15 protein-coding genes are annotated in these 13833 nt (G+C 61.9%); 3 read left to right on the top strand and 12 right to left on the bottom strand.

Annotation, left to right across the window (positions count from 1 at the left end; all coding sequences use genetic code 11):
* Positions 1–170: 170 nt before the first annotated feature.
* Both AB4Z53_RS16550 and AB4Z53_RS16545 read right to left on the bottom strand, forming a co-directional pair.
* Complete coding sequence (locus AB4Z53_RS16550) at positions 171–1343, bottom strand: glycosyltransferase family 4 protein (protein ID WP_113536917.1); 1173 nt, start codon at positions 1341–1343, stop codon at positions 171–173.
* A gap of 5 nt (positions 1344–1348) precedes the next feature.
* On the bottom strand, positions 1349–1924 hold the full coding sequence (locus AB4Z53_RS16545; RefSeq protein WP_113536971.1) for a polysaccharide biosynthesis/export family protein: 576 nt from the start codon (positions 1922–1924) through the stop codon (positions 1349–1351).
* 203 nt (positions 1925–2127) lie between these two features.
* On the opposite strand from AB4Z53_RS16545, the gene AB4Z53_RS16540 reads away from it, so the two are divergent.
* A complete protein-coding gene (locus AB4Z53_RS16540; RefSeq protein ID WP_441596661.1) occupies positions 2128–4314 on the top strand; it encodes a GumC family protein in 2187 nt (728 codons plus the stop codon).
* A 62-nt stretch (positions 4315–4376) separates the two neighbouring features.
* Here the strand turns inward: AB4Z53_RS16540 and AB4Z53_RS16535 are convergent, their stop codons facing one another.
* The 3 genes from AB4Z53_RS16535 to AB4Z53_RS16525 form a co-directional block, all read right to left on the bottom strand.
* Complete coding sequence (locus tag AB4Z53_RS16535; RefSeq protein ID WP_441596660.1) at positions 4377–5621, bottom strand: GNAT family N-acetyltransferase; 1245 nt, start codon at positions 5619–5621, stop codon at positions 4377–4379.
* 152 nt (positions 5622–5773) lie between these two features.
* Positions 5774–6514, bottom strand: coding sequence for a metallophosphoesterase family protein (locus AB4Z53_RS16530; RefSeq protein WP_291151642.1), 741 nt, complete (start codon positions 6512–6514; stop codon positions 5774–5776).
* Between the two features lie 34 nt (positions 6515–6548).
* Positions 6549–6761 carry a DUF2842 domain-containing protein gene (locus AB4Z53_RS16525; protein ID WP_113536920.1) on the bottom strand — a complete coding sequence of 71 codons (213 nt, stop codon included), beginning with the start codon at positions 6759–6761 and terminating at the stop codon, positions 6549–6551.
* A gap of 164 nt (positions 6762–6925) precedes the next feature.
* Between AB4Z53_RS16525 and AB4Z53_RS16520 the strand changes: the two genes are divergently transcribed.
* Positions 6926–8029, top strand: coding sequence for a COX15/CtaA family protein (locus AB4Z53_RS16520; protein WP_291151647.1), 1104 nt, complete (start codon positions 6926–6928; stop codon positions 8027–8029).
* Positions 8030–8106: 77 nt separating this feature from the next.
* Here AB4Z53_RS16520 and argC read toward each other — a convergent pair whose 3' ends face one another.
* The 3 genes from argC to AB4Z53_RS16505 form a co-directional block, all read right to left on the bottom strand.
* Entirely contained in the window at positions 8107–9039 is a 933-nt protein-coding gene (gene argC, locus AB4Z53_RS16515; RefSeq protein ID WP_291151650.1) for an N-acetyl-gamma-glutamyl-phosphate reductase, read from the bottom strand.
* A 150-nt stretch (positions 9040–9189) separates the two neighbouring features.
* Positions 9190–10152, bottom strand: a complete 963-nt coding sequence (gene speB, locus AB4Z53_RS16510) for an agmatinase (protein WP_441596659.1) — start codon at positions 10150–10152, stop codon at positions 9190–9192.
* 125 nt (positions 10153–10277) lie between these two features.
* Positions 10278–11069 carry a phenylalanine 4-monooxygenase gene (locus AB4Z53_RS16505; RefSeq protein WP_441596658.1) on the bottom strand — a complete coding sequence of 264 codons (792 nt, stop codon included), beginning with the start codon at positions 11067–11069 and terminating at the stop codon, positions 10278–10280.
* A gap of 112 nt (positions 11070–11181) precedes the next feature.
* On the opposite strand from AB4Z53_RS16505, the gene AB4Z53_RS16500 reads away from it, so the two are divergent.
* Positions 11182–11655, top strand: a complete 474-nt coding sequence (locus AB4Z53_RS16500; RefSeq protein ID WP_113536925.1) for an Lrp/AsnC family transcriptional regulator — start codon at positions 11182–11184, stop codon at positions 11653–11655.
* Positions 11656–11755: 100 nt separating this feature from the next.
* Here AB4Z53_RS16500 and AB4Z53_RS16495 read toward each other — a convergent pair whose 3' ends face one another.
* From AB4Z53_RS16495 to AB4Z53_RS16480, 4 genes are all read right to left on the bottom strand, one after another.
* On the bottom strand, positions 11756–12091 hold the full coding sequence (locus AB4Z53_RS16495) for an antibiotic biosynthesis monooxygenase family protein (protein WP_113536926.1): 336 nt from the start codon (positions 12089–12091) through the stop codon (positions 11756–11758).
* A gap of 103 nt (positions 12092–12194) precedes the next feature.
* A complete protein-coding gene (rpsI, locus tag AB4Z53_RS16490) occupies positions 12195–12662 on the bottom strand; it encodes a 30S ribosomal protein S9 (protein ID WP_113536927.1) in 468 nt (155 codons plus the stop codon).
* Between the two features lie 2 nt (positions 12663–12664).
* Positions 12665–13129, bottom strand: a complete 465-nt coding sequence (gene rplM / locus AB4Z53_RS16485) for a 50S ribosomal protein L13 (RefSeq protein WP_057252379.1) — start codon at positions 13127–13129, stop codon at positions 12665–12667.
* 224 nt (positions 13130–13353) lie between these two features.
* Positions 13354–13785, bottom strand: coding sequence for a PaaI family thioesterase (locus AB4Z53_RS16480; RefSeq protein WP_441596657.1), 432 nt, complete (start codon positions 13783–13785; stop codon positions 13354–13356).
* Between the last annotated feature and the right edge of the window lie 48 nt (positions 13786–13833).

The following is a 13833-nucleotide window of genomic DNA, read 5'->3' as shown; positions in this document are numbered from 1 at the left end:
CGCGGCCGGCTCACCGTTCGGCATTTCGCCGGGTGCACGGGCGCGGATTTCCGAAATCTTCTTGCGAAGCGCTTCCGGATCGAATGAACCCGGGCGGTCAAACTTGTTCATGGCTGTCTTCCGGCGCTGAAGTCCCACAGCCCGGATAGCAGAAAGCCACTAAGAAACGCTTACGTTGTGGGCGACACGCTATCCGTGGGTGGCTGGTAACGGCACAATTCCCGATAGAGGTCTAACATATCGGCCGACATTACCGAAGCGGCGAATCGTGATTTGAACGTGCTCGGCTCAGGCATGACCCGTGTCGCCCAGTCCTTCTCGCTGATGGAGCGCGCCATGATGGTGGCCAGCGATTGGACGTCGGCCGGTTCTGCAAGCGCGCCGCTGTCGGGTCCCAGTATTTCCGGGATGCCGCCGACGCGGCTGGCGATGACCGGCTTTCTGGCCGCGAGTGCTTCGAGGACGATGTAGGGCATGGACTCGGCCCGCGAAGGAACGACGACATTGCGCGCCAGCGTAAACGCTTCGCGGGTCTTCATGGCCGGCTGCATCCTGATGCGGCGGCTCAGGCCCTGCTGCAGCATCAGCTCGCTGTACTCCTCCTGCTGCGGGCCGTCGCCTATCATCAATGCCGAAAGTGGCCGTCCGACAAGACGTTCGGTGCGCGCGAAGGCCTCCACAAACAAATCGGGACCCTTCAGGTCCCGCATCATGCCGATATAGAGAAAATCGACCGCATCCGGCCGTGGGGTGATCACCTCGAATTCCCCGTCGTCTATCCCGTTATAGATCAGTTCGTGCCGTACCCGCGGCGCGCCGACCTTGGTGAAGTAGGTCTGGCGTTCGAAATCGCAGACAAAAACGAGAGCGTCCGCAAGCCGCTCCTGTGCCCGTTCCAGCGGGAAGACAAGCCGCCCGATCAGGGAACGGCGGCGAAAGTGCAGGCTTCCCCCGTGCGGTGAATAAAGGCGGGCTACGCGATACCTGTTGACCCGCAAGGCTGAACCGATGAGCCGGGCAATGGCGCCACCCTTGGCGCCGTGCCCATGCAACACATCCGGTCGCAAACTTCTGATTTCCTTGTAGCCGCGCCACAGCGCGGTAAAATCCGACGGACCGACGGAGCGGTGAATCGGCATGCGAACGAGGCCGAGCGCCAGATGGGGCCGGATCTCGTCGAACAGTGAATCTTCGTGGCTACCCCCGGTGGTGCTGTCGCAGAGAATGCCGACCTCATGACCGGCGCGGGCGTGCGCCTCGGCGAGATCGCGCACGTGGCGGAAAATTCCGCCGACCGGCGACCTGAAGCAATGGATGATGCGCAGGGGACGCTGTTGCTGCATCGAGATCAGAACAGGCGTTCGCGGATATAGATTGTATCGCCGGCAAGAACCGCGTCGGTGATCGGAACCCGGCCGGTGATGATGCGGCCGTTGATCTTGCGGGTAATGTCGGCGTTGGACTGGTTGGCGCGCGGCGAGAAACCGCCGGCGACCGCAATCGCGTTCTGCACGGTCATTCCCGGAACATAGGCATATTGGCCGGCCTGGCCGACTTCACCCATGATGAAGACCGAGCGGTAGCGATCGACCTCGATCGTCACGTCGGGGTCGCGCAGATAGCCCTGGCGCAACTTGGCGGCGATCATGCCTTCGAGTTCCGGCAGGGTCTTGCCGCGCGAGGCAACGGTGCCGATCAGCGGAAACGCGACATACCCGGCCTGGTCGACCGTATAGGTGCCGCTGAGGCCGGCCTGTTCGAAGACGTTGATGCGCAAGCGGTCGCCGCTGTCGAGGCGATAGGGCTGGATCGTGGCTTCGCTGAAAGCCTTCGGCGCGGGCTGGTAGCTGGTGCAACCGCTGAGCAACATCGACAGCACTGCCGCCGTGATCGCGAGACCCGTCTTGATAGCTGCGGTTGACATGCGGTTCATAGGCTCCGGAAACGACCCACCTTTTCGGACGTTATCGATCCGTTAGGGTTAATAGCCGGTAAACTCGCGGTAGAATTTTTGCCGCGTATCGCTGCAAAGGGGAGGGTTTATCGTCCGGAAGTTGATTGTATTAACCCTTGCGTTACCATGTTCATTTACCCTCCGGCAAAATTTGAAGGTTCGGAGCCAGTAGCATGTCGGGAAGCGGCARCGGTCAACAGGATGTGGATATCGACCTCGGCGGCCTGTTTCGTGCCGTCTGGGATCGGCGCGTCAAAGTGTTGCTCGCAACGGCCTGTGTGKCCGCACTCRCCTTCGGTGCGGCGAAAATGATTTCGCCCGACTATCAGAGCGAAACCCGCGTGCTGATCGAATCGCGCGAGCCGGAATTCAGCGGCCCGAACCAGGCTTCGCAGGCTGGGGCAGATCGCGTCTTCGACGAATCCGGGATTCTGAGCCAGGTGCAGGTGCTTCGTTCGGCCGACCTGATCAAGCAGGTCGCCCGCAACATGAAGCTCTATGAGCTGAAGGAGTTCGACCCGTCGTCGGCGCCCTCGGCAATTTCCGACCTCCTCGTGATGCTCGGCCTCAAGAAGAATCCGCTGGAACTGGCCCCGGAAGAAAGAGTTCTCAAGGAGTTCAATGAAAAGCTCCAGGTCTATCAGGTCGAAAAGTCGCGCGTGATCGCGATCGCCTTCACCTCAAAGGATCGCCAACTCGCGGCCACCGTCCCGAACGAAATGGCGAAGGTCTTCCTTGCGCTGCAAAGCGGAGCGAAGCTCGACACCAATTCCGAGGCGACCCGCTGGCTGGAGCCCGAGATCGCCAATCTGCGCGAGAAGGTGCGGGATGCCGAGGCGAAGGTTGCCGCCTATCGCGCGTCTTCGGATCTGTTGCCGACCGGCGAGACGACGAATTTTGCGACACGGCAACTGACCGATATCTCCACCGAGCTGGCCCGCGTGCGCGGTGAGCGCGCGAACGCCGAAGCGCGGGCTGCGGGCGTGCGCTCGGCGCTTGCGAGTGGCCGGGCACCGGACACGATCACCGATGTCGTCGGATCGCAGATGATCCAGCGTCTCAAGGAGACTGAGGCAAACCTGCAGGCACAGGTCGCCGACCTTTCTACGACCTTGCTTGACGGACACCCGCGCCTGAAGGCGCTGAAGTCGCAGCTTGAAGGCATCCGCGGCCAGATCCGTAGCGAGACGCACAAGATCCTGACGAGCCTCGAAAATGAGGCGAAGGTCGGTGAACTGCGCGAACAGCAGCTTGTCCAGCAACTCAATGGGCTGAAGGCTCAATCGGCCCAGGCCGGTGAAGAAGAGGTGGGGCTGCGTGCGCTCGAGCGCGAGGCGACCGCTCAGCGGCAGTTGCTCGAAACCTATCTCTCCCGCTACCGCGAGGCGACCTCGCGCACGGTGGAGAATGCGACCCCTGCCGATGCGCGCGTGATTTCAACCGCGGTGGTTCCGACCAGCGCGAGCTTCCCGAAAGTTCTGCCGATCACCATTGTCGCCGCGCTCGCGACGTTCTTGTTGAGTTGCGTCGTGATCATGCTGGGGGAACTGTTCAGCGGCCGGGCGTTGCGGCCCGTCTCGGCAAGCGGCGAGCGGGTTGCCCCGATGCGACCCCGGCCGGCTTTGGCCGCAAGCGCGACCGATACCCCGATCGTCGCTACCGAAACGGCACCCGAAGTGGCGCCCTTGGTCGATGACGCAGTCGACCTGCTTCCGGCAGCGGAAGCACCGGCTATGGACACGGACACCACAGAAGCAGCCACCGAACCGGATTTCTCCATCGAAGCGGTTGCGGAACATCTGCGCGCCGCAGGCGCACGCGTTGCAATTTCGGTCTCTCCGGGTGGAGACGAAGGATCGACCGCAACCGTCATGCTGGCACGCCTGCTGGCCGAGGACGATGTGAAGGTGGTGCTGATCGATCTGACCGGATCGGCCTGCCCGACGCGCCTTATGGCGCGCTCACCACAGCTTCCCGGGATCACCAACCTGCTGGCCGGTGAAGTGCCGTTCACGGATACGATCCACGCTGATCGTTTCTCCGACGCTCACGTCATTCCCCAGGGCGATGCCGACCCACGGCAGGCGATGCGCGGCATCGAGCGGCTGAAGATGATCATCGACGCCCTGACCAACGCCTACGATCTCGTTCTGGTCGAGTGCGGTCCGGCGGACGAGATGGCTGTCGAGAAGATCGCCGGGCGCGATAGTGCAGAGATCATCCTGTCGGCGCCGTCGGTCAGCGATGAACGCATCGTCGAGGTGCTGACCGGTTTTGGCGCGGCCGGCTATCGCGACATCGTGCTGATGACCGGGCAGGTCGAACCCGGCCCGGAATATCCCGACCGGGATGCTGCCTAATCGGAAGACGGCGCCTCGGTCGCGAATGACCGACGCGGCCCGCATGCGCGCGACGTTGCAGCTTAGTCCGGGGTGCCTCGTGAATCGCCTCTGCCTTGCCTGAACCGTCTCGCTCGCTGCAGGCGAGCGTAGACGGCCTTGTTCGACTTGGCCGCCGCCTTTGCGCGCACGACGAGATGATGGCGCAAGGCGGCAAGGTGTCCGGGAAGCGTTACCGGCAATATGATGTCACGCAATGGCGTCTCGATCGTACACCACGATCGCTTGTAGAGTTGATCGCCGACGCCGAAATCGAACAGGCGCACACCCTGGACCGAAAGACGCTCGATCATCCGGTAGAACAACAATTCACCCGGGCTTGCATCGCCTGCCAGCACCTCGTCGATCGAGCCGAACTGGCAGATGACATGGTCGCCTTTCAACGAAAGCCCGGCGACGGCGACGACTTGTCCGTCATGTTCACCCTTAAGCCGGATGGCGTTCAACTGCATGAGCTGCGGGTCACCATCCTGAGAGGCTGCGAGCGCGTGGAAGAAGGCCGTTGTCTCGGCTTGCTGGAAAACGTCGGGAAGGCCAAGTGCCGCAAACCGTGTCGCCTTTTGCCGGAAGAAGGTATCGAGCAGCGCCTGCGCCTCGTCGGGGGTGCGAGCAACCACGTAGTCGTAGCCACCCATCTCCGCCAGGCGTCGCTCGGAGATGCGCATCTTCTTGCGCCGCCGCTTGGCGTTGATCTGCGCCAGTGTGTGCTGGATGCTACCGAGGAGGGGGAGCTGGAACGAAGCATTGGGGTTTGCGACGCCAGGAAGCGCGGCAAAGGGGCTGGGGCTGCCACGCCATTCGCAGGGTACCCGTTCGAGCATGAGGATGTCGGCAACGCCGTTTAACGCCATACTGACATCGCGGGCCAAAGCATGCGCAAGCGCCGGCGTCATGGCCGCCGAGGCTTCGGCGGTAAAGAGCCCAGTGTTGAGGTTGCTGTGTTCCGTTCCGATCAGGCGCGCCGTTCGAAACAGGCGCCCATGCCTGATCTCCAGCGGCAGAATGAGGAACAGTTCACCGCCGAACGCGACGCGCAGCAAGAGGAGGTTGCTGTTGTGGGCTTCCGCCCAGGCACGGCACCAGTCATAGGCGTGATGAAGCGAATTGGCGGCCAGGCTGTCGAGCGCACGCCATTCGGCTTCCAGCGGCTCCATGGTGCGATGGATCGAAATCTCGAACCGGCCAGTGGCGTCGGTCGGCCCGAAACGCACGGACGTGCGCGGACGGCGGTCGCCGGAGCCTTCCATGGTCAGATCGGAGTTCGTCATCGAAGGTGCCATCCGGTCCCTGTTGCCGCGCGATTGAACCTCAAGCCGGCTACGATCCGTTTAATGCGATAGCTCTCATGTATGGCGGTGAAGAATAACCGGGGAACGCAGTTAGCAAAGCGTGAAGCGTCGCTGGCCAGCGGCACGGCGGATCAGTCGAGAAAGCCGGTGGCGAGTGCCTTTGCCCATTCCAGTCGGTTGCGACTGGCCGCGAGCCGGGACATTGCCGCCCAGTCATACGGGACATTGCGGAAGGTGACGCGCCACCCGGCGCCCGCCTTTTCGATGATGGCGTAGCGCGCATCCGGCGAACCCACCTCGACCTTGTGCGGCACGGGCTGGTCGTCGGCATAACCGGGGCAGCCGACGCTGCCGGGATTGACGACAAGGCGGCCGTCCGAGAGGCGGACGGCGCGCTGGATATGCGTGTGTCCGCAGAGGATCACCGGGTAGTCGATGCCGGCGGCCTCAGCCTCGATTGCCGAACGAGCCGCCATATGGACCGTGCCGTCGCTCGTCAGTGCCTCCAGCCAGTAGGTCTCATCATCAGTCGGCGTCGCATGGCACAGGAAGAACGTTTCCTTGTGGACGTGTGCGACGGGCAGGGTGGCCAGCCATTCGCGGTGCTGCGGTTGCAATTGATCGTAGGCCGCGCGATCCGACTGCCCCAGTTTGCGGGGATCGATGGTCAGGAGATAGCGATCGTGATTGCCTCTGATCGAGGAGATCCCTCGTTCGATGAGGATGTCGGCGGTCCGCGCGGCATTGAGCGGGCCGCTCAAGTGATCGCCGAGGTTGACGATGTCGGTGATGCCGAGCGCATTGATGTCGGCAAGCACGGCCTCAAGCGCGAGGTCGTTGCCATGGATATCAGCGATAACCGCAAGCCGCATGGGCGTCTCCTCGGATGTCTACCACGCCGGGGGATCAGCGATCGCGCGCCGGCTTTTCCATCCATTTGATAATCAGCATGGCTGGCAATATCCAGAGCAGGCCGGTGAAGAAGAAGTAGGCAAGGTGCACCCACCAAGGCGACGCCCCGAGCAGCAGCGAGGCGAAGGTGACGGCGGCCAGCGCATAGACGACGACGAGGATGATGATCAGGATCGTGCCGATCAACTTTCTGAGGCGTACGGGCATTTCATTTCTTTCAAATGGCACAATGGCCGGCCGCGACGGCATGCCGCAAAGGTTTCGGCCTTGTTTTGCATGCCACTCTGGTGCAAATCAACGGCTTTCCTGAAGGTGCGACCGTTGATCCGTCCGGTCTCACCGCCGAACCCTGCGATATCAGAGGGACAATGATGGCCGGCGTCGAAATGGCGACAGAACAGATGCTTCGAAACGAGATCAGCAGAACCGACCGCAACCGCCGGCAAATCCGTGGCTGGCTGGCAGTCGTGCTCTTCACCCTTTTTGCGCTGGTGCTCGTCGGTGGCGCGACGCGGCTTACGGAATCCGGCCTGTCGATTACCGAATGGAAGCCGATTCACGGCGTGATCCCGCCGCTTTCTGCGACCGAGTGGGAGGAGGAATTCCAGCTCTACCAGCGCATTCCGCAGTATCAGCAGATGAACAGCGGCATGACGGTGGAACAGTTCAAGACCATCTTCTGGTGGGAATGGGCGCACCGTCTGCTGGCTCGCACCATCGGATTGATTTTCGCGCTGCCGCTCGCCTTCTTCTGGCTGACCGGCCGGATCGAGCGCAAGCTCCGGATGCCGCTTCTTGGCATCCTCGCGCTTGGCGGCTTCCAGGGGTTCATCGGCTGGTGGATGGTGTCGTCCGGCCTCGTCGAGCGCACCGAAGTCAGCCAGTACCGATTGGCGACCCACCTCGTCATCGCCTGTCTCATCTTTGCCGCCTGCATGTGGATATTGCGCGGGCTCAGCCCGCATTCCAACGACGCGGCGCCCACAGATCGCTCGCGCAAGATGGCAATGATCATCGCGGTCATGAGCCTGTTCCAGATCTATCTCGGCGCGCTCGTCGCCGGCCTCGATGCCGGTTTCAGCTACAATACCTGGCCGCTGATGGATGGCGCCATCATCCCGCAGGACCTGTTCCTGCAGCAGCCCTGGTGGATCAATCTGTTCGAGAACCCGAAGACGGTGCAGTTCGTTCACCGGATCGGCGCCTATGTGCTCTTTGCCTTCGCGCTGATGCACATGATCGCCTCGCTGAGGGCAGCGCCCGAAACCACCCATGCGCGGCGCTCGGTGCTCCTCTTCCTGCTCGTCTCGGTCCAGGCGGTGATCGGCATCACCACGCTCGTGCTGCAGGTGCCGGTCGGCTGGGGCGTGGCGCACCAGGGTGGCGCGCTCGTTGTGCTCGGCTTTGCCATCGCCCACTGGCGCGGCTTTTACGGCGAGTATTTGCGACCGACGGCAATCCAGTATCGGGACTGACGTTCCGTAAATCCCGGAAAAAGAAAGACCCCGGCGAGCGGCTCGCCGGGGTCTTCTTGTTTTCAGTTGATTGCCGATCAGACCGACAGCATGAGGTCCATGTTCTGGACGGCCGCGCCGGATGCGCCCTTGCCGAGATTGTCGAGCAGGGCGACGAGGTTCACGTGATTGCCGCGGCGGGTGCCGAAGACGAAGAGCTTCATCGTGTCCTTGCCGGCAAGCTCGGTCGCGTCGATGCGCGCGAGCTTCTCGCCTTCCTCAAGCGACACGACCTCGACGATCGACTGGCCCGTGTAGTGCTCGACCAGCGCCGCATGGATCGTTTCCAGCGTCGCGCCGGCTGCAAGATCTTCGATATAGAGCGGGACCTGGACGATCATGCCCTGCGCGAATTTGCCAACCGACGGAGCGAAGATCGGTGCGCGGTCGAGCAGTCCATGCATCTTCATCTCGGGCACATGCTTGTGTTTGAGCGGCAGGCCGTAGAGGAAGTGCGGCGCGCTGATGTGCTCTGGATTGGCCTCGTCTTCCATCTGCGCGATCATCTGCTTGCCGCCGCCGGTATAGCCGGAGACCGCGTTGACCGTGACCGGATAGCCGTCCGGCAGGATGCCGGCCTGGCGCAGCGGCCGGATCACGCCGATCGCGCCGGTCGGATAGCAGCCTGGATTGGCGACGCAACGGGCACTACGGATCTTCTCCGGCTGCGCCTTGTCCATTTCGGCAAAGCCATAGGCCCAATCGGGCGCGATGCGGTGCGCGGTCGAGGTGTCGATGATGCGAACCTTGTTGTTGCCGGAAACCATCGAAACCGCCTCGCGTGACGCGTCATCCGGCAGGCACAGGATGGCGATGTCGGCGTCGTTCAGAAGATCTTCGCGCATCGCGGCGTTGCGTCGCTCCGCTTCCGGAATGGAAAGCAGTTCGAGATCGCTACGGCCGGCCATGCGCGTGCGGATCTGCAGGCCCGTGGTGCCGTGTTCGCCATCGATGAAGATCTTCGGTTTCATGATTTTCCCGTTCTGCCAGTAGGTTAGAGGTCGTTCCGGATTCACTCTGGCATAGAATTGAATCAATTTCTCAACAGGCCGGCGGGACACCGCCAAGCCCATTGTTTCTATATAAGCAGCGGCACTTCATCGCAACGGCAGCGGCTATCTTCAGCGAAGCGGCGCGCGCTCTGCAAGCTTCTCCGCATGCAGCCCCAGCATATACATCGCGACCGTCGCGCCGGCGATTGCGGTGACGTCGGCATGGTCATAGGCCGGCGCCACTTCGACGACATCGCTGCCGACGACCGTCAGCGCGCCGAGCTTGCGCAATACCGACAGGATCTTGGCGCTTGATGGGCCGCCGGCGACCGGGGTGCCGGTGCCGGGCGCATAGGCCGGGTCGAGGCAGTCGATGTCGAAGGTCAGATACGCCTTGCGCTCGCCGACCTGCCTTATGATCGTCTCGGCGATCTCGGCAGCACTCATCTCTTCGACGTCGTAGCCATAAAGGATGCGAATGCCGCAATCCTCCGGCGCGTGGGTACGGATGCCGATCTGGATCGAAGCGTCGGTGTCGATCAGGCCCTCGCGGGCGGCGCGGCCGACGAAGGAGCCATGGTCGATACGGCCGCGCTCGTCCGGCCAGGTATCCTGGTGGGCGTCGAATTGAACGAGGGCGAGGGGGCCGTGGAGGGCCGCCTGCGCCTTCAGGATCGGATAGGTGACGAAGTGGTCGCCGCCGAGCGTCTGCAGATAGGCGCCGCTCCTGATGATCTTGGCCGCCTCGCGTTCGATCGTTGCCGGCGTCTTCGAATGGTTGCCGTAGTCGAGCAGGCAGTCGCCATAGTCGACCGTCGGCATCTGCGCGAAGAGATCGCGTTCGAACGGGTATTGAGGATCGTTGTCGAAGATCGCCGAGGCGCGGCGGATCGCCTGCGGCCCGAAGCGTGCGCCAGGGCGGTTCGAGGTGGCGGCGTCGAAAGGAATGCCCCAGACGACGGCATCGACGCCCTTCAATTGCTTCGAATATTTGCGGCGCATGAAGGAGAGAATGCCGGCATGTGTCGGGTCGGATGCCGCCGATGTGAGAGAGCGCGCCGTCAGCGCGTGATCGATTGTCCTGTTGGCCATGTCCCGCCTCTGCTTGCGCGCGGGATGTCGGCGCTGTGGCCGGCCATTCCGCTCTATCTCTCGTGGCAAGACGTTGGACAATCGTTGCCGGCAAGGCAAGGCCCTGCCGGCCGATTCTTCGGCGATTACGATGCCTTGGCCTCGTAGGTCGGAGGGAAGTCGCCAAGCGCTTTCGCTTCAGTGATGCGCGCGGCGATATCCTCTTCGATGATCGTTTCGAGCTGAGCGAAACTGTCGATCACGTAGTAGATCGGCTGCACGATATCGATGCGATAGGGGGTGCGCAGCACGGTCATCAGGTCGAACGGGCGGAACTCGATGCCTGGCGTTTCCATGGCATTCCGTGTCTCGTTCGGCGAAGAAACGATGCCGGCGCCATAGCAGCGGCGGCCCTTCGACGTGTTGATCAGACCGAACTCTACAGTGAACCAGAAGATCCGGAACATGTGCCAGGAATAGCCCTTGCCGAGCGAGACGGCCTTCTCGCCGAAGCGCCGGACGAAATTGGCGTAGCTCTGGTTGGTCAGCAGCGGGCAGTGACCGAAGACTTCGTGGAAGATATCGGGCTCTTCGATGTAATCGATATGCTCGCGGCGGCGAATGAAGGTCGCCAGCGGAAACTTGCCTTGGGACAGAAGCTCGTAGAAGCGGGACGGCGGAATAAGAGCCGGCACACCTTCTACGCCGAAGCCGGTGGTCTCTGCGAGGCGCCGGTTCACGTCCTTCAACTGCGGCACGTGGTGCGGACCGAGATCGAGCGTTTTGGCGCCTTCCAGATACTCGTCGCAGGCCTTGTCGGCGAGGAGCTTCATCTGCCGCTGATAGAGCTCGCCCCAGATCGCATCTTCCTCTGGAGTGTAGAGATAGGTGCCGTCAGGCTCCGGTAGTCTCGCAGTATAGGTGCTTTCCTTCGTCATGACGTCTCCTCTTCGTCAGAACAACTCTGTTGTTGCAATTGTATCGCGACTGGAGCGAGTATTTGTTTCACAGTTGCCACGCTTCGGCCCGTAGTCGGGAGGAAATTTCGAAATGTCGTCCGATGTGAAGGAAAATTTTCAACCCTTGCGAAAGCTGTTGCGGCTGATTCAGGCCGATAGCGGTCAGTCTCTTTCGGAACTCGCGGAAAAGGCCGGGATGTCGCAGAGCTCGGCCTGGAGGCGGCTGCAGGAACTGGAGACGGACGGCGTCATCCGCAAGCGCGTGGCGCTGCTCGACCCGGCAAAGCTCGATTTGAAACTCTGCATCATCGCCCATGTGACGCTGGAAGATCACCACGACGAGGCGATCGCGGCCTTCTCGGCGCTGGTGCGGGACCGGCCGGAGATCATGGAGTGTTACGCTCTCTCTGGCACCTTCGACTACATGCTGAAGATTCGCGCCACCGATGTCGAAAGCTACGATGCCTTCATGACGCGCTATCTGATGCGCAATCCGCACGTGCGCACGGTTGTGTCGAGCTTCGTCCTGCGTGAACTCAAATCGACGACCGAGCTGCCGATCTGAAGCAATTCCAGGAAAAGTGCGAAGCGGTTTTCCGTCCGGGATTGCGTCGTTCAAGACAGACCGGAGAGGTCATCATTCATTGAGCGACGAACTGACCGTGTCAGCGCTCGAAGCCGTATTGCCGTTCGATCTTGCCAACGCGCACCTGATAGTCCTCGTACCAGCGCTCGCGGCCGAGCCGCTGCGCGGTCAGATGCCGGACGTCGCTTTTCCACGCAGCGATGCTCTCCTCGTCCGCCCAATAGGAATTGGTGAGACCGAAGCCGTCGGCGCCGCGAACGCTTTCCAGTCCGAGAAAACCCGGCTGCTCGCGCGCAAGCCGCTCCATTTCCTCTCCCATATTGTCGTAGCCGTGATCGCCGGCCGTGCGGCGCGAGGCGAAGGTGACGATGTAATAGGGCGGCTCTGGGGTCTTGGCGACGGGGGAGCTTGTCATGCGATCCTCGGTGGGGCGGCGTTGTTGGACACGGTGCGTCGGATGATAACAAAAAAAGGCGGAGCAAAGCCCCGCCTTTCCAAGTGTCGCAGTTTGGAAGCGATTAGCGCTTCGAGAACTGGAACGAACGACGTGCCTTCGCACGGCCGTACTTCTTGCGTTCGACCACGCGGCTGTCACGGGTGAGGAAGCCACCGCGCTTCAGGACCGAGCGCAGGCCCGGTTCGAAGTAGGTGAGTGCCTTGGAGATGCCGTGACGAACGGCACCGGCCTGGCCGGAAAGACCGCCGCCAGCAACGGTCGCGTCGATGTCGAACTGGCCGTCACGGGCAGCAGCGACGATCGGCTGCTGCAGGATCATCTGCAGAACCGGACGGGCGAAGTAAGCCGAGTAGGGCTTGCCGTTGATGGTGATCTTGCCGGTGCCCGGCTTGACCCATACGCGGGCGACAGCGTCCTTACGCTTGCCGGTCGCGTAGGAGCGACCCTGGGCGTCGACCTTCTTGACGTGAACCGGAGCAGCCGGTTCCGCGGTCGTGGCGATGTCCTTGAGAGCGGAAAGGTCAGCCATTATCAGGCGCTCCTTGTGTTCTTGCTGTTCAGCTTGGCGACGTCGAGGACGGCCGGCTGCTGTGCTTCATGCGGGTGGTTGGCGCCTGCGTATACGCGCAGGTTCTTCATCTGGCGACGGCCGAGCGGACCGCGCGGAACCATGCGCTCGACGGCCTTCTCGATGACGCGCTCCGGGAAGCGGCCTTCGATGATCTGGCGAGCGGTGCGCTCCTTGATGCCGCCGGGGTAGCCGGTGTGCCAGTAGTACTTCTTGTCGGTGTACTTCTTGCCCGTCAGGACTGCCTTCTCGGCATTGATGACGATGACGTTGTCGCCGTCGTCAACATGCGGGGTGAATGTAGCTTTGTGCTTGCCGCGCAGGCGGTTTGCGATGAGGGAAGCGAGGCGACCAACAACGAGGCCTTCGGCGTCGATGATGATCCACTTCTTCTCCACCTCTGCAGGCTTCTGAACGAAGGTTGCCATATCAAAAATCTTTCTTTGGACCCGAGCGGCGAACCGTTGGGCGTTTCTTGTTGCTTGGTTTTGTCCGGTTTCCCGGACAAAAGAGAAAGCGGCCCGTAAGGACCGCGATCTGCGGCAGCTTATACGCAAGTGCGAAACAAGCGTCAAGAACGCGAAATCTGCGCGATGGAAATAAAGATAAGTAAAAACAACATGTTACGTGTATGGTATTTTGATACCACAAATTATCGCGGCGGAATCGAATAGGTCGCTGTGGCATGTGCGACGAGATCGTCGTCGCCCACCTTGACGATCGACGCGTCGAGAACGGCAAGCCGCTTGCCGAGTTTCAGGATGCGGCAGGTGCATTCCAGCGGTTCCGGCTCGGGCTTGCGCAGGAAGTTGATGTTGAGGTTGGTGGTGACGGCAAGCGCAACCGGCCCGATATGGGCGATCAAAGCGATATAGGCGGAAACGTCGGCAAGCGCGAAGAGGGTAGGGCCGGAGACGGTTCCGCCCGGCCGGATGTGCCGTTCGTTCGGATCGAGCCGCATGGTGGCAAAGCCGGGACCGACCGCCGTGACGCGAAAGACCTTGCCGTCGGTATGGACCTGCGGGAAATCCGTGTCGAGAAACCGGTTGAGGTCGTTGACGGTCATGATCGGCTCGATGGTCATGCATTCTATCCTTCAATACACCTGCGCCACCTGAAACCGGCTAATGGT

The sequence above is a fragment of the Ensifer sp. 2TAB8 genome (assembly GCF_052115125.1).
Classification (GTDB): domain Bacteria; phylum Pseudomonadota; class Alphaproteobacteria; order Rhizobiales; family Rhizobiaceae; genus Ensifer.
This window is presented reverse-complemented; position numbering and strand designations above follow the sequence as displayed.

Excerpts from the sequence above, each read along its gene's own strand:
- AB4Z53_RS16550 (WP_113536917.1), bottom strand. The coding sequence starts at position 1,343 with ATGCAGCAACAGCGTCCCCTGCGCATCATCCATTGCTTCAGGTCGCCG.
- AB4Z53_RS16545 (WP_113536971.1), bottom strand. The coding sequence starts at position 1,924 with ATGTCAACCGCAGCTATCAAGACGGGTCTCGCGATCACGGCGGCAGTG.
- AB4Z53_RS16535 (WP_441596660.1), bottom strand. The coding sequence starts at position 5,621 with ATGACGAACTCCGATCTGACCATGGAAGGCTCCGGCGACCGCCGTCCG.
- AB4Z53_RS16530 (WP_291151642.1), bottom strand. The coding sequence starts at position 6,514 with ATGCGGCTTGCGGTTATCGCTGATATCCATGGCAACGACCTCGCGCTT.
- AB4Z53_RS16525 (WP_113536920.1), bottom strand. The coding sequence starts at position 6,761 with ATGCCCGTACGCCTCAGAAAGTTGATCGGCACGATCCTGATCATCATC.
- AB4Z53_RS16520 (WP_291151647.1), top strand. The coding sequence starts at position 6,926 with ATGGCCGGCGTCGAAATGGCGACAGAACAGATGCTTCGAAACGAGATC.
- argC (WP_291151650.1), bottom strand. The coding sequence starts at position 9,039 with ATGAAACCGAAGATCTTCATCGATGGCGAACACGGCACCACGGGCCTG.
- speB (WP_441596659.1), bottom strand. The coding sequence starts at position 10,152 with ATGGCCAACAGGACAATCGATCACGCGCTGACGGCGCGCTCTCTCACA.
- AB4Z53_RS16505 (WP_441596658.1), bottom strand. The coding sequence starts at position 11,069 with ATGACGAAGGAAAGCACCTATACTGCGAGACTACCGGAGCCTGACGGC.
- AB4Z53_RS16500 (WP_113536925.1), top strand. The coding sequence starts at position 11,182 with ATGTCGTCCGATGTGAAGGAAAATTTTCAACCCTTGCGAAAGCTGTTG.
- AB4Z53_RS16495 (WP_113536926.1), bottom strand. The coding sequence starts at position 12,091 with ATGACAAGCTCCCCCGTCGCCAAGACCCCAGAGCCGCCCTATTACATC.
- rpsI (WP_113536927.1), bottom strand. The coding sequence starts at position 12,662 with ATGGCTGACCTTTCCGCTCTCAAGGACATCGCCACGACCGCGGAACCG.
- rplM (WP_057252379.1), bottom strand. The coding sequence starts at position 13,129 with ATGGCAACCTTCGTTCAGAAGCCTGCAGAGGTGGAGAAGAAGTGGATC.
- AB4Z53_RS16480 (WP_441596657.1), bottom strand. The coding sequence starts at position 13,785 with ATGACCATCGAGCCGATCATGACCGTCAACGACCTCAACCGGTTTCTC.